Source organism: Pseudonocardia hispaniensis (assembly GCF_042658695.1).
GTDB classification, from domain to species: domain Bacteria; phylum Actinomycetota; class Actinomycetes; order Mycobacteriales; family Pseudonocardiaceae; genus Pseudonocardia; species Pseudonocardia hispaniensis.
Genome location: NZ_JBHSQW010000010.1, coordinates 22525 through 36656 on the forward strand (window position 1 = coordinate 22525; position 14132 = coordinate 36656).

The window sequence follows — 14132 nt, forward strand, 5'->3', positions numbered from 1 at the left end:
GCCATCTCCACGACCATCTCAACTGCGCAGCCGGGTCATGGCCGGGTCGAACAGCGGCTCGGCGGCCACGACGGCCGGTACCCGCTGGTCGAAGTAGCCGATGTGCAGCGCGGTGCCCGGAGCGGCCAGCTCGGCCGGCAGCCAGGCGTAGGCGATCCCGGTCCCGACCGTGTAGCCGTAGCCGGCGCTGGTCACGTACCCGACGCACCGATCGCCGACATGAACCGGCTCCCGGCCCATGACCACCGCGGCCGGGTCGGCGATCGTCAGGCAGCTCAGCCGGCGCCGCGTCGGCTGCGCGCGGCGTCCGGCCAGCGCCTCCCGCCCCACGAAGTCACCCTTGTCCATCCGGACCGCGAACCCCAGGCCGGCCTCGTACGGGTCGTGCTCCGGGGTCATGTCGGCGCCGAAGGAGCGATACCCCTTCTCCAGCCGCAGGCTGGTGAACGCGCCCCGGCCGCCGGCGATCACGCCGTGCGGCCGGCCGGCCTCCCACAGCGTGTCCCACAGCGTGAGGCCCAGGTCGGCCGTGGTGTACAGCTCCCAGCCGAGCTCGCCGACGTAGGACAGCCGCAGCGCGGTGACCGGCACCATCCCCAGGTAGGTCTGCTTGGCCCGGAAGTACCGGAAGCCGCGCGCGGAGAAGTCGTCGCGGGTCAGCGGCGCCACCAGATCGCGGGCCCGCGGACCCCACACCCCGATGCAGCAGGTACCGGCGGTGATGTCGCGGACCGTCACGTCGTCCGGGGCGTGGCGGAGCAGCCGGTCGAGATCCAGGTTGCCGTTCGCACCCACCTGGAAGTGGTCCGGCCCGAGCCGGGCGACGGTGATGTCGCTGCGAATGCCGCCGCCGGTGTCCAGCAGCAGGCAGTAGGTCACCGAGCCCACCGGCTTGTCGAGGTCGCCGGTGGTCATCCACTGCAGGAAGGCCAGTGCACCGCGGCCGGTCACCTCCAGCCGCGTGAGCGCGCTCATGTCGTAGAGCGCGACCCGTTCCCTGGTGACCTGGGCCTCCGCGCCGACGATCGGCGACCAGAACCGGGCCGCCCAGTCGTTCGGGGTGGGGATGTCCCGGCCCTCCAGCAACGTCTCGTTGGCCGCGTACCACTGCGGACGCTCCCAGCCGGCCGCTTCCAGGAACACCGCGCCGAGCTCGCGCTGCCGGGGATAGAACGGCGTGGTCCGCAGGGGCCGGGGGTCCTGCATCGGCTGCAGCGGGTGGATGATGTCGTAGACCTCGACGTAGTTGCGGCAGTCCCGGGCCAGCACGTAGTCCGGGCCGAGCTGATGCGGCTCGAACCGGTTGACGTCGCAGTCGTGCAGGTCGACCGAGGACACCCCGTCGACCAGCCACTCGGCGACCGCCCGGCCGACACCGGCGGAGTGGGTCACCCACACCGCCTCGGCCACCCAGAACCCCTCGACCTCACGGGACGGGCCGAGCAGCGGCATGGTGTCCGGGGTGAAGGAGAACAGCCCGTTCATCCCTTCGTCGAGCGTGGCCTGCCGCAGCTGCGGCAGGAGCCGCAGCGACTCGGCCCAGGCGGGTGCGAAGTCCTCCGGGGTGAACGGCAGCACCGACGGCATCACCTCGGCCTCGGCATGGTCGAGGATGTCCTCGACGCCGATCGGCAGCGGAGAGTGCCCGTAGAAGCCGATGCCGATCGTGTCCGCCCGCTCGCGGTAGTAGAGATCGGCGTCCTGGTGCCGCAGGATCGGCCGAACCGCCTCCTCGGTCTGGCCGGCCAGCCCCGGCACCGGCCCGGTCCAGGCCAGCTGGTGGGCGAGCGGGGTGAGCGGCAGCGTCATGCCGGCCATGGCTGCGACCTTCGGCCCCCAGATCCCGGCGCAGCAGACCACGATGTCGGCGGCGAAGCCGCCGCGGTCGGTGACCACGCCGGTCACGCGGTTGGCCCCGTCCAGCGTGATCTCCAGCACCCGGTACCGGCCGAGGAAGCGCACCCCGCGCCGCTGCGCCGCGCGGGCCTGCGCGGTCACGGCGCGGACCGCGCAGGCCAACCCGTCGGTCGGAACGTGCAGCCCGCCGAGCACCCGCTGCGGGTCGAGCAGCGAGTGCAGCTTGACGCACTCGTCGGTGGAGACCACCCGGGCCTCCACCCCCCACGCGGTCAGCCAGCCGTGCCGGCGGTGCAGCTCGGCCAGCCGCTGCGGGGTGGTCGCCACCTCCAGCCCGCCGACCGGCAGGAAGCACGGTGCGCCGTCCAGATCAAGCGCGCCGAGCTTCTCGACGGTGTACCGGGCCAGCTCGGTCATCGTCTTGGCGCCGTTGCACTGGAAGACCAGCCCGGGCGCGTGCGAGCTGGAGCCCCCGGTCGCGAACAGTGGCCCCTGGTCGAGCACCGTGACGTCGGTCCAGCCCCGAACGGACAACTCGTCGGCGAGCGCGGCCCCGACCACACCGGCACCGATGACGACGACACGGGGACTCGGCATCATTCACTCCCGTTGCTGATTACGCAACAACATGCGTTCTGCGCAACAGTCTCCGGCCGCCCGCGAGCGCCTGTCAAGGCGCCGGACGAGCCGATCAGAGCACCGCGCCGTGCCAGCCCAGCCGGCGCGCCACCTCGTCGGCGGCGTCGCGAACGGCAGGCGCGATCTGCCCGATGCGCGAGCTGGTCAGCCGAAAGCTCGGCCCCGACGCGCTCAGCGAGGCCACCGCCACCCCCTCGGCGTTGCGGATCGGGGCCGCGACCGCGGTCAGCCCGATCTCCAGCTCGTCGACCGCGGTGGCGTAGCCGAGCTCGCGGACCGCATCCAGCTCGGCCTCCAGGTCGCGGCGGTTGGTGATGGTGTGCTCGGTGAACGACGTGAGCGGCTTGCGCCCGAGCAGCTCCGTCAGGTCCCGGTCGCCGCGAAAGGCCAGCAGCGCCTTGCCGTTGGAGGTCGCGTGCATCGGGATCCGCTGGCCCACCCAGTTGTGGGTCTGCACCGCCGAGGAGCCGGCGACCTGGTCCAGGTAGAGCGCGGCACCGTCCGAGGGCACCGTGATGTTGATCGTCTCGCCGAGCTCGGCGGCGAGCCGGCGAGAGACCGGGCGGCTCTCCTGCACCAGATCCAGCCGCGCCGCGGTGGCCCCGGCCAGCCGCAGGATGCCCACCCCGAGCCGGTACTTGCCGCGCTCGGCGTTCTGCTCGACGAGGCTGCGCGCCTCGAGCGCGGCGACCAGCCGGAACGCGGTTGACTTGTGCACCCCCAGTTCGGCAGCCAGCCCGGTGACGCCGAGCTCCCCGTCCCGAGCCAGGAGCTCCAGTACCGTGATCGCCCGGTCGACCGACTGCACAGGGCTGGCGTCCCGCTTCTGAGCCGCCGGTTTGTTGCTCATGGCGAAACGGTAGCGCACACCCTGGGACGTCGACGCGACCTCAGCGTTGCGTAAATCAGAACGATACGCATGATGAGCAACAGCCATTGACGTCATCGGGCGGCGCGAGGATCATCCCTTCCCTGGTCCACCTGTCTGTGCCGGCACGGACCCGCGCCGTGTTCGTCACGTGTCCGACCGGAGGGAACCGTGCCGAGCCAGTTCATCGACGGATCGTGGGTATCCGGCTCCGGCGGCGCCGACGTCGCGGTGGTGAACCCGTACGACCAGAGCGTGATCGCGAAGGTCGACTGGGCCTCCGCCGCGGAGGTCCGCCGCGCGGTCGCCGCGGCGCGGGCCGCCTTCGACGGTGGGGACTGGCCGAGGACCTCCGGCGGGGAACGCGGCCGGCTGCTCGACCGAGTGGCCGACCTGCTGCTGCGCGACGCCGAGGAGATCGCCCGCACCGAGACCCTGGACACCGGCAAGACGCTGGTGGAGAGCCGGGTCGACGTCGACGACGTCGTGGCGGTGTTCCGGTACTACGCCGACCTCGCCGACAAGGACCCTGGCCGGCTCGTCGACGCCGGGCGGCCCCATGTGCTCAGCCGGGTGGTCTACGAGCCGGTCGGGGTGTGCGCGCTGATCACCCCGTGGAACTACCCGCTGCTCCAGATCTCCTGGAAGGTCGCCCCGGCGTTGGCCGCCGGGAACACCGTGGTGATCAAGCCGAGCGAGGTCACCCCGCTGAGCACGATCAGGCTGGTGGCGCTGCTGGCCGAGGCCGGCGCCCCCGACGGCGTGGTCAACCTGGTGCTCGGCGACGGACGCACCGTGGGCGCTCCCCTGGTCGAGGACCCGGATGTGGACCTGGTGTCGTTCACCGGCGGGCTCGCCACCGGTCGGGCCATCATCCGGGCGTCCGCCGAGACGGTGAAGAAGGTCGCCGTCGAGCTCGGCGGCAAGAACCCCAACATCGTCTTCGCCGACACGGACTTCGACACCGTCGTCGACTACGCGCTGACCGCCGTGTTCCTGCACGCCGGGCAGGTGTGTTCGGCCGGGACCCGGCTCATCGTGCAGGACAGCCTGCACGACGCGCTGGTCGACGCGGTGGCCGCGCGGGCCGACCGGATCAGGCTCGGCAACGGTCTCGACCCGGACACCGAGTCCGGCCCGCTGGTCTCGGCCGCGCACCGAGCCAAGATCGAGGACTACGTCGCAGGAGCCATCCAGCAGGGCGCCCGGCTCGTCGCCGGGGGCAGGCGCCCGGACGAACCGCAGCTGCGGGCCGGGTTCTTCTACCGGCCCACCGTCCTGGCCGACTGCCACCGGGACATGCGGGTGATCCGAGAGGAGACGTTCGGCCCGATCCTCACCGTCGAACGGTTCGGCACCGAGGAGGAGGCGATCCGGCTCGGCAACGACACCGAGTACGGCCTGGCCGGCGCGGTGTGGACCGCCGACCCCGGCCGGGCCCAGCGCGTCGCGGCCGCGTTGCGGCACGGCACGATCTGGATCAACGACTACCACCCGTACCTGCCGCAGGCCGAATGGGGCGGTTTCAAGCGCTCCGGCAACGGCCGCGAGCTCGGCCCGACCGGCCTGGCCGAGTACCGCGAGGCCAAGCACATCTGGCACAACACCGCGCCGGCCCCGCTGCGCTGGTTCAAGGGCTGACCGAGCCCACCATCGAACGTCGTCGAAAGGGTACGCCGATGAGCCGAGCCGACGAGTTCGACTACGTGGTGGTGGGTGGCGGCTCGGCGGGCGCGGTCGTCGCCGCCCGCCTGTCGGAGGATCCCTCGGTCACCGTCTGCCTGCTCGAGGCCGGGCCATCCGATGTGGACGACCCGAACATCCTGCAGCTCGCCGAGTGGATGCACCTGCTGGACTCCGGCTACGACTGGGACTATCCGGTGGAGCCGCAGGAGCGGGGCAACAGCTTCCTGCGGCACGCCCGGGGCAAGGTGCTCGGCGGATGCTCGTCGCACAACTCGTGCATCGCGTTCTGGACCCCGCGCGAGGATCTCGACGAGTGGGCCGCGATGGGCTGCACCGGCTGGGGCGCGGACGACTGCTGGCCGCTGATCGCCCGGCTGGAGACCAACGACGGGCCGGGCGAGCACCACGGCCGGTCCGGGCCGGTGCAGCTGCGCCAGATCCCGCCGGACGACCCGTGCGGGGTTGCCGTCCTGGAGGCGGCGGCCGCCGTCGGCCTGCCGACGGTGCGGTTCAACGAGGGTGTGACGGTCTGCGAGGGAGCCGGCTTCTTCCAGATCAACGCCGACGAGGACAACATCAGGATGTCCTCCTCGCGCGCCTACCTGCATCCGATCATGGGGAAGCGGGACAACCTGACCGTCCGCACCCACGCCTGGGTCAGCGAGGTCGACGTCGACCGGTCCAACCGGGCCACCGGGGTGCGGTTCCTCGACTCGGCGACGCTGCGTCGCGAGAGCGTGCTGGCCCGCCGCGAGGTGATCCTGTCCGCCGGGGCGATCGACACCCCGAAGCTGCTGATGCTGTCCGGCATCGGCCCCGCCGCGCACCTGCGCGAGTTCGGCATCGAGGTGCGGGTGGACAGCCCCGGGGTGGGGTCGAACCTGGACGACCACGTGGAGGGGCTGGTGATGTGGGAGGCCTCCCGGCCGATGGTCACCACGTCGACCCAGTGGTGGGAGATCGGCCTGTTCACCCGGACCGAGGAGGGGCTGGACCGGCCGGACCTGATGATGCACTACGGCTCGGTGCCGTTCGACCTGAACACCGTGCGCCGGGGCTACCCGACGACCGACAACGGCTTCTGTCTCACCCCGAACGTCACCCGCGGCCGGTCGAGAGGCACCGTCCGGCTGCGCAGCCGGGACTTCCGGGACCGGCCGAAGGTCGACCCGCGGTACTTCACCGACCCGGACGGCCACGACCTGGCGGTGATGCTGGCCGGCGTGAAGCTGGCCCGCAGGATCGCCGAGCAGCCACCGCTGCGGGCCTGGATCGCCCGGGAGCTGGCGCCGGGACCGGACGCCGTCTCCGACGACGCTCTGATCGACTACATCCGCACGACGCACAACACCGTCTACCACCCGGCCTGCACCGCCCGGATGGGCCGCGCCGACGACCCGGACGCGGTCGTCGACCCGCAGCTGCGCGTGAAGGGCGTGGCCGGCCTGCGGATCGCCGACGGCTCGATCATGCCGTTCCTGCCGGCGATCAACCCCAACATCACCACGATGATGATCGGTGAGAAGGTCGCCGACCTGATCAAGGAAACCCCATGAGCAGCATCGGCGCACGGCTCCGCCTGATCGTCACCGCGCTGGTACTCGTCCTGGTCGGGGCCGCGTGCGGGGGCCAGGCGGCGCCCGGGGCGCCACCGGTCGGCGCAGGACCGGCGCCCCAGCCGGCGACCGAGGAGGGCATCCCGCGGTCGGCGATCAGGATCGCGGTCAACCCGTGGACCGGCTCGGCCGTCAACGCCCAGGTCGCCAAGATCATTATCGAGCGGGAGCTGAAGCAGCCGGTCGCCCTGGTGCACATCGACGAGTACGCCCAGTTCCCGGCGCTCGCGGCCGGTGACCTGGACGCCACCCTCGAGGTCTGGCCGTCCGGTCACGCGGCGGACATCGTCCGCTACATCGAGGGCAGGCGCGGCGGGCCGCTGCGCGACGGCGGCGTCGTCGACGGCGGCAGGCTCGGCGTGGTCGGGAACATCGGCTGGTGGGTGCCCACCTACCTGCTCGCCGAGCGGCCGGAGCTGGCCACCGTCGAGGGGCTCCGGGCCAACGCCGACCTGTTCGCGACCCCGGCGTCGGGCGGTAAGGGCCAGCTGCTGCTCGGCGACCCGAGCTACGTCTCCTACGACGAAGAGATCATCAAGAACCTGGGCCTGAACCTGCAGGTGGTGCGGGCCGGATCGGAGCAGGCCCTGCTCGACGCCCTGGACACGGCGTTCCGGAACAGGGATCCGCTGCTGCTGTACTTCTGGACCCCGCACCCGGCGCACAACCGCTACGACCTCACCGAGGTGCGGCTGCCGGCCTACGACGAGGACTGCGCGATCGCCGCCCGCGAGCGCGCCGGCCAGGGCTACGACTGCGACTACGCATCCGACGTGCTGTTCAAGGCGTTCTCGCTCGGCCTGCAGGGCAAGTCACCCGAGGTGTTCAGGTTCCTGTCCACCTTCAGCTACACCAACGACGACCAGGAGTCGATCGGCGCCCTCGTCGACGAGCAGGGGCTCGACGTGGCGGCGGCCGCTGAGAAGTGGGTCAACGAGAACGAGCCGGTCTGGCGGAGGTGGCTGACATGACCCAGGTGGTGGACACCGGCGAGCTCGCCGAGTTCGGCTACGAGCAGAAGCTCGACCGCAGCATCGGCAGGTTCGCCAGCTTCGCGGCCGGGGTCAGCTACATCTCGATCCTGACCGGCACCTTCCAGCTGTTCTTCTTCGGCTTCGCCTACGGCGGGCCGGCGTACTGGTGGACCTGGCCGATGGTCTTCGCCGGCCAGCTGATGGTCGCGCTCTGCTTCGCCGAGCTGGCCGCCAGCTACCCGGTCGCCGGGTCGATCTACAACTGGGCCAAGAAGCTCAGCCGACCGACTATCGCCTGGCTGGCCGGCTGGATGATGCTGACCGCCTCGGTGGTGACCACCGCCGCGGTGGCGCTGGCCTACCAGTACACGCTTCCGCAGATCTGGTCCGGGTTCCAGCTCATCGGCGACGGCACCGGCCCCTTCGACTACTCGGTGAACGCGGTGATCCTGGGCACCATCCTGATCGTTTTCACCACGCTGGTGAACGCGTTCGGGGTCAAGCTGATGGCCCGCATCAACAGCACCGGCGTCTTCATCGAGCTGATCGCCGCCGTGCTGCTGGTCATCCTGCTCGCGGTCCACATCACCAACAGCCCGGCGGTGCTGTTCGACACCCAGGGCAAGGGCGAAGGAAGCCCGCTGGGCTACTTCGGCGCCTTCCTGATCGCCTCGCTCGCCTCCGCCTATGTGATGTACGGCTTCGACACCGCCAGCTCGCTCGGCGAGGAGACGATCAACCCGCGGCGCACCGCACCCGCCGCCATCCTGCGGGCGGTCGTGGCCTCGTTCCTGATCGGCGGGGCGATCCTGCTGTTCGCGATCCTCGCGGCCCGCGACCTCAACTCCGAGAACATCGAGCGCGGTGGCCTGCAGTTCATCGTGCTGGACGTGCTGGGCGGCCCGATCGGCATCCTCATGCTGAGCTCGGTGGCGATCGCGATCACCGTCTGCTGCCTGGCGGTGCACACCGCGACCATCCGGATGATCTTCGCGATGGCCCGGGACAACAACCTGCCGGCCGGCTCGAGGCTGGCCAGGGTGCACCCGAGGTTCAAGACCCCGGTCGTTCCGGCGGTCGTCGTCGGCTTCCTGGCGATCGTGCTGCTGGTGGTGAACATCCAGCAGCCGCAGATCTTCACCGTGCTGACCAGCATCGGCATCATCATGATCTACATTGCCTACCTGCTGGTGACGACGCCGATGCTGGTCGCCCGGCTACGCGGGCACTGGCCGCCGGCGGGGGCGCGAAGCAGGGGCTACTTCTCACTCGGCCGGCTCGGCTTGCCGATCAACATCCTCGCCGTCGGCTGGGGCGCGGCGATGGTGGTCAACCTGGCCTGGCCGCGCAAGGAGGTCTACAACGCGACCGAACCGTTCCGCTGGTACCTGCAGTGGGGTGCCGTGCTGTTCGTCGGCATCGTCCTGTTCGGCGGCCTGGCCTACTACCTGCTCGTACAGCGGCACAAGACCGGGGTGCTGGCCGAGCACGCTGCGGCGCCGCCGACGGTGGCCGGTACGGTCGGCGCAGCCGACTGATCGGGCCGGGCGGTCCGCCCCATCGCGTCGAGAACGACGGTGCGGTGAGCCGGATCGATCCCCTGTCGCCACGATGTCGTTCTCGACGGGCTGGGGGCGCTGAAGCCATGGCGGACATCGCCGAGTTCCTCAGGGCGCATCCCCCCTTCGACACCGCCGATGCGCAGGAGCTGCGCGAGCTGGCCGCCGCGGCGGAGCTCGAGTTCCATCCGGCGGGCAGCACGATCTTCTCCCAGGGGGCCGACCCGATCGACCACCTTCGCGTGATCCGCACGGGTGCGGTCGAGATCGTGCACGACACCCATCTGCTCGACCTGCTCGGGCCGGGTGAGCTGTTCGGGCACGCGTCGATGCTGTCCGGGCTGCCCACCGGTTTCGCGGCGGTCGCGGCCGAGGACACGCTGTGCTACCGGATCCCGGCGCAGAGCGTGCGCCCGCTGCTGGGCAAGCCGGCCGGCCTGCGCTTCGTGACGCGCTCGCTGCTGTCCAGCGCGCTGCGCCACTGGCCCGGCGTCGAGGCGGCGCTCAATCCCGCCCAGCGACCGGTCGCTGATCTGCTCCGCGGGCCACCCGTGCTCTGCTCGCCCGGCCTGTCGCTGCGCGAGGTCGCCGAGCGGATGTCGGCGTCCGCGGCCACCTCCGCCGTCGTCGACCTCGGCGCCGGCCGGCTCGGCATCCTCACCGACCGGGACCTGCGCCAGCGGGTGGTCGCCGCCGGCCTCGACACCTCCGCACCGGTGACCGAGGCGATGAGCGCACCCGCCTACACCGTCCCGGCGGACCGGCTCGGCGGCGAGGCGCTGCTGGACATGCTGGACCGGGGCATCCGCCACCTGCCGGTGCTCTCGCCGACCGGCCGCGTCCTCGGCGTGCTGGAGGACTCCGACCTGGTCGCCGTCACCACCCGCAGCAGCTTCCACCTGCGGGCCGCGATCGCCCGGGCCGAGGACGTCGGCGCGCTCGTCGACGCGGCCGCCCGGCTCCGGCCGACCATCATCGGGTTGCACGACGCGAAGGTCGCCGCGAGCGACATCTCGGCGATCTACTCCGTCGTGGCCGACGTGCTCACCCGCCGGTTGATCGACTTCGCGATACGCGAGCTGGGCGCGCCGCCGAGCCCGTTCAGCTGGCTGGCGTTGGGCAGCCTGGCCCGCCGGGAGGCCGTTCCCTCCTCCGATGTGGACAGCGCGCTGGTCTGGTTCGGGCCGGACTCCGACCCGGCGGCCGCAGCGGCGGTGCGGGCGATCGCCGATCGGGTGATGACCGGCCTGGCGGCCTGTGGCTTCCCGGCCGACCGCAACGGCGCGGTCGCCTCGAACCCGCTGTTCGCCCGGTCCGCCGCGGGCTGGGAGGCGGTGACCCGCGGCTGGCTGACCGATCCGACCCAGGAGAAGGCGCTCGTCCTGGTCTCGCTCGTCGTCGACGGCCGCCCGGTGTGGGGGCTGCGGCACCCCCGGTCCGTGCCCGACGTGTTCCGGTCCGCCCATCGGCACCCCGACCTGCTGCGGCTGCTGGCCCGGTTCGCCCTGTCGCACCGGCCGCCGACCGGGTTCCTGCGCGACTTCGTCGTCGAGCACTCCGGTGAACGGCGCGGCCAGCTCGACCTGAAGAAGGGTGGGATCGTCCCGATCGTCGACCTGGCCCGGTGGGCCGGCATGGCGGCCGGGGTGACCAGCGCGTCGACCCCGGTGCGGCTGCGGGCCGCCGCCGAGGCGGGCACTCTGGACGCCGAGGCCCGGACCCTGCAGGAGGCCTTCGATCTGATCGTCGAGCTGCGGATGCAGCACCAGGTGGGCCAGCTCAGGGCGGGGACGCCACCGGACGACTACGTGCGGCCCGGCGAGCTCAGCCAGCTCACCCGCGCGTCGCTGCGGGAGGCGTTCCGGGCGATCGCCTCGGTCCAGCGCCGGGTCGCCTCGACGCTTCAGCTGGGCGTGTGGTGATGGGTCAGTCGCCGAGCTCGGCGCGGCGCTTGACCACGTACTCCTCCAGCTCGGCGCGGATCGCGTCGTCCAGCGGCGGCGGCTCGTACTCGGCCAGCGTCCGCTGGGAGATCTCGGCGGCGCGGGCGGCGGCGTCCCGGGCGCCGGTCCGCATCCACCGCTCGTAGTTGGCCGAGGAGGACAGCAGCGGCCGGTAGAAGCAGGTTCGGAACCGCTCCAGGGTGTGCGCGGCGCCGAGGAAGTGCCCGCCGCGGCCGACCTCGGCGTGCGCGTCGAACGCCAACGACGCCTCGTCGATCTCCAGCGGGGTGAACTCCACCTGCAGCATCCGCAGCAGCTCGATGTCGATGACGAACTTCTCGTAGCACGCCACCAGGCCGCCCTCGAGCCAGCCGGCGGAGTGCATGACCCAGTTCGCGCCGGCCAGGAACGTCGGCAGCAACGTCATCATCGCCTCGTAGGCCGCCTGCGCGTCCGGCATCTGGCTGGACGTCAGCCCGCCCCCGGTCCGGAACGGCAGTCCGAACCGCCGGGCGATCTGGCCGGTGCAGAACAGGCCGATCGCCGACTCGGGGGTGCCGAAGCAGGGCGCCCCGGACTGCATGTCGATGTTGGAGAGGAACGAGCCGAACACCACCGGCGCGCCCGGCCGGATCAGCTGGGACAGCGCGATCCCGGACAGCGCCTCGGCGATCTGCTGCACCAGGGTGGCCGGGATGGTCACCGGCGACATCGCGCCCATGAGCAGGAACGGGGTCAGCACGACGGCCTGGTTGGCGGCGCTGTACTCGAACTGCGCGTCCAGCATCCGGTCGTCCCAGCGCAGCGGGGAGTTGCAGTTGATCAGCGACAGGGTGGCCGGGGTACGCTCGATGGCCTCCCGGCCGCCGAACAGGATCTCCGACATGGCGATCGTGTCGCGGGCGTTCGGACCGGACACCACGTTACCCATGTAGATCTTGTCGGTGAGGGTCTGCAACGCATAGGTCATGTCCAGGTGCCGCGAGTCCAACGGCGCGTCGTTGGGCTCGCAGATCACCCCGCCGGCCGAGTCCAGCTCCGGGAAGGACTGGGCGAGCCTGCTGAAGTTGCGGAAGTCGTCCAGCGTGGCGTCCCGGCGAACCTCCCCCTGGCGGACGAACGGCGGTCCGTAGACCGCGCCGAACGCCATGTGGTCGCCGCCGATGTGCACGTCGTTGGCCTGGTTGCGGGCCTGCACGTCGAACTCGCGGGGGGCCTTCGCCACCTGCTCCAGCACGAAGTCCGGGTCGAGCCGGACGGTCTGCCCGTCCACGTCCTGACCGGCCTTGCGGAACAGGTCCAACGCCCGCTCGGAGACGAACTCGACGCCGATCTCGGTCAGGATCCGCCGCCAGCCGCGGTCGAGCACCGCCATCGCGTCGTCGGACAACACCTCGTAACGCGGCATCTGGTTGCGAAACATCCGGCCTCCCGTGGCGCGATCGCTCTTGACCGACTCCGCTCCGGGATCCTACGCTCATGATATGGGACCTTGGTTCCATATTATAGAACTCTCCCCCGCAGCGAACTCTCCCGAGGTGGCCGATGACAGCCCCGACCGGCACCCAGGCCGTCGACCGCGCCGCGGCCCTGCTCGCCCTGGTGGTGCGCGCCGAAGGGCCGCGCACCTTCACCTCGCTGGTCGACGAGCTCGGCCTGGCCAAGTCGACGACCTCACGGCTGTTGCAGGCGCTGGAGCGGCACCGGCTGCTGCTGCGCGACCGCGACGGCGCGTTCCGGCCCGGACCGCTGTTCACGCTGTACGCGGCCCGGCACGACCCGGTGCACGACCTGGTCGACGCCGCCCGGTCCACGCTGCAGCGGATCGGGGAGGCCACCGCCGAGACGGTCAACCTGGCGGTCCCCCGCGGCGACGCGGTGGTGCAGGTCGCCCAGGTCGACTCCACGTTCCTGCTCGGCGCGACGAACTGGGTCGGCGTCGACGTCCCGGCGCACTGCACCGCGTTGGGCAAGGTGTTCTACGCCCACGAGGCGCTGCCGCTGCCGGCCGGGCCGTTGGAGCAGCGCACCCCGCACAGCAGGACCGATCCGGCGGCCCTGCGCCGCGACCTGGCCGAGGTGGTTCGCCGAGGCTTCGCGGTCAGCCGCGAGGAGCTCGAGCTCGGGCTGGTGGCGGTCGCCGCGCCGATCCGCTCCGGCGACGGTGCGGTGATCGCCGCCGTCTCGGTGTCCGGTCCGACGCCGCGGCTCGGCGACCGGCTGGAACGGATCGGAAAGCTGCTGGTCAACGAGACCGCGACGCTTTCCGCCCAGCTCGGACATCCACCACGGAAGGAGGGGGCGGCATGACGCCCGAGGAGATTTTGCAGGGGCTTTACGACCAGACCCTGGTCGGCAACGCACCCGGCGTGCTGGAGCTGACCGAGGCCGGCCTCCAGCTCGGGATGGGCCCCGAGACGCTGCTGTTCGACGCGCTGATCCCGTCGCTGGAGGAGGTCGGGGCCCGGTTCGAACGCGGCGACTTCTTCGTCCCGGAGATGCTCATCGCCGGCAGGGCGATGGCCGGCGCGATGGAGCGGCTGCGGCCGCTGCTGGCCGAGACCGGCGCCGCCACGATCGGCACCTTCCTGATGGGCACCGTCAAGGGCGATGTGCACGACATCGGCAAGAACCTGGTCAACATCATGCTGGAGGGCGCCGGCTTCCACGTGATCGATCTCGGGGTCCAGGTGGCGCCGGAGCGGTTCGTCGCCGCGATCGAGCAGCACAAGCCGGACATCGTCGGGTTCTCGGCCTTCCTCACCACCACGATGCCGATGTTCAAGGCGAACATCAACGCGCTGCAGAAGGCCGGCCTGCGCGACTCGGTGATCGTGATGGTCGGCGGCGCGCCGGTCACCCAGGAATACGCCGACGCGGTCGGCGCCGACGGATACGCCGCCGACGCCTCGGCCACCGTCAAACGGGCCAAGCAGCTGCTCTCCGAGCGGCGCGCGCCGATCCCCGCCTGAGCCCGACCGCCGAGGAGC

10 protein-coding genes are annotated in these 14132 nt (G+C 71.4%); 7 read left to right on the forward strand and 3 right to left on the reverse strand.

What is annotated here, in order from left to right; translation table 11 throughout:
• Positions 1 to 18: 18 nt before the first annotated feature.
• On the reverse strand, positions 19 to 2457 hold the full coding sequence (locus ACFQE5_RS04975; protein WP_379583288.1) for a GcvT family protein: 2439 nt from the start codon (positions 2455 to 2457) through the stop codon (positions 19 to 21).
• A gap of 91 nt (positions 2458 to 2548) precedes the next feature.
• On the reverse strand, positions 2549 to 3346 hold the full coding sequence (locus ACFQE5_RS04980) for an IclR family transcriptional regulator (protein WP_379583290.1): 798 nt from the start codon (positions 3344 to 3346) through the stop codon (positions 2549 to 2551).
• A 189-nt stretch (positions 3347 to 3535) separates the two neighbouring features.
• On the opposite strand from ACFQE5_RS04980, the gene ACFQE5_RS04985 reads away from it, so the two are divergent.
• The 5 genes from ACFQE5_RS04985 (at position 3536) to ACFQE5_RS05005 (ending at position 11121) form a co-directional block, all read left to right on the forward strand.
• Entirely contained in the window at positions 3536 to 5005 is a 1470-nt protein-coding gene (locus ACFQE5_RS04985) for an aldehyde dehydrogenase family protein (RefSeq protein WP_379583292.1), read from the forward strand.
• A 38-nt stretch (positions 5006 to 5043) separates the two neighbouring features.
• Positions 5044 to 6606 (forward strand): GMC family oxidoreductase, encoded by a 1563-nt coding sequence (locus tag ACFQE5_RS04990; protein ID WP_379583294.1) that lies wholly within the window; start codon positions 5044 to 5046, stop codon positions 6604 to 6606.
• The gene (locus ACFQE5_RS04995; protein WP_379583296.1) at positions 6603 to 7637 is read left to right on the forward strand and encodes a glycine betaine ABC transporter substrate-binding protein; all 1035 of its coding nucleotides are present in this window, start codon (positions 6603 to 6605) and stop codon (positions 7635 to 7637) included. The genes ACFQE5_RS04990 and ACFQE5_RS04995 overlap by 4 nt, the downstream gene beginning before the upstream one ends.
• Positions 7634 to 9178, forward strand: a complete 1545-nt coding sequence (locus ACFQE5_RS05000) for an APC family permease (RefSeq protein ID WP_379583298.1) — start codon at positions 7634 to 7636, stop codon at positions 9176 to 9178. Before ACFQE5_RS04995 ends, ACFQE5_RS05000 begins: the two co-directional genes overlap by 4 nt.
• Before the next feature lie 107 nt (positions 9179 to 9285).
• A complete protein-coding gene (locus ACFQE5_RS05005; protein ID WP_379583300.1) occupies positions 9286 to 11121 on the forward strand; it encodes a putative nucleotidyltransferase substrate binding domain-containing protein in 1836 nt (611 codons plus the stop codon).
• A 4-nt stretch (positions 11122 to 11125) separates the two neighbouring features.
• Here ACFQE5_RS05005 and ACFQE5_RS05010 read toward each other — a convergent pair whose 3' ends face one another.
• Positions 11126 to 12565: a trimethylamine methyltransferase family protein gene (locus ACFQE5_RS05010; RefSeq protein WP_379583302.1), complete on the reverse strand. Its 1440-nt coding sequence runs from the start codon at positions 12563 to 12565 to the stop codon at positions 11126 to 11128.
• Between the two features lie 122 nt (positions 12566 to 12687).
• On the opposite strand from ACFQE5_RS05010, the gene ACFQE5_RS05015 reads away from it, so the two are divergent.
• Together ACFQE5_RS05015 and ACFQE5_RS05020 are read left to right on the forward strand one after the other, a co-directional pair.
• Positions 12688 to 13452, forward strand: a complete 765-nt coding sequence (locus ACFQE5_RS05015) for an IclR family transcriptional regulator (RefSeq protein WP_379583304.1) — start codon at positions 12688 to 12690, stop codon at positions 13450 to 13452.
• Positions 13449 to 14114, forward strand: coding sequence for a corrinoid protein (locus tag ACFQE5_RS05020; RefSeq protein ID WP_379583308.1), 666 nt, complete (start codon positions 13449 to 13451; stop codon positions 14112 to 14114). Before ACFQE5_RS05015 ends, ACFQE5_RS05020 begins: the two co-directional genes overlap by 4 nt.
• The last annotated feature ends 18 nt before the right edge of the window (positions 14115 to 14132 follow it).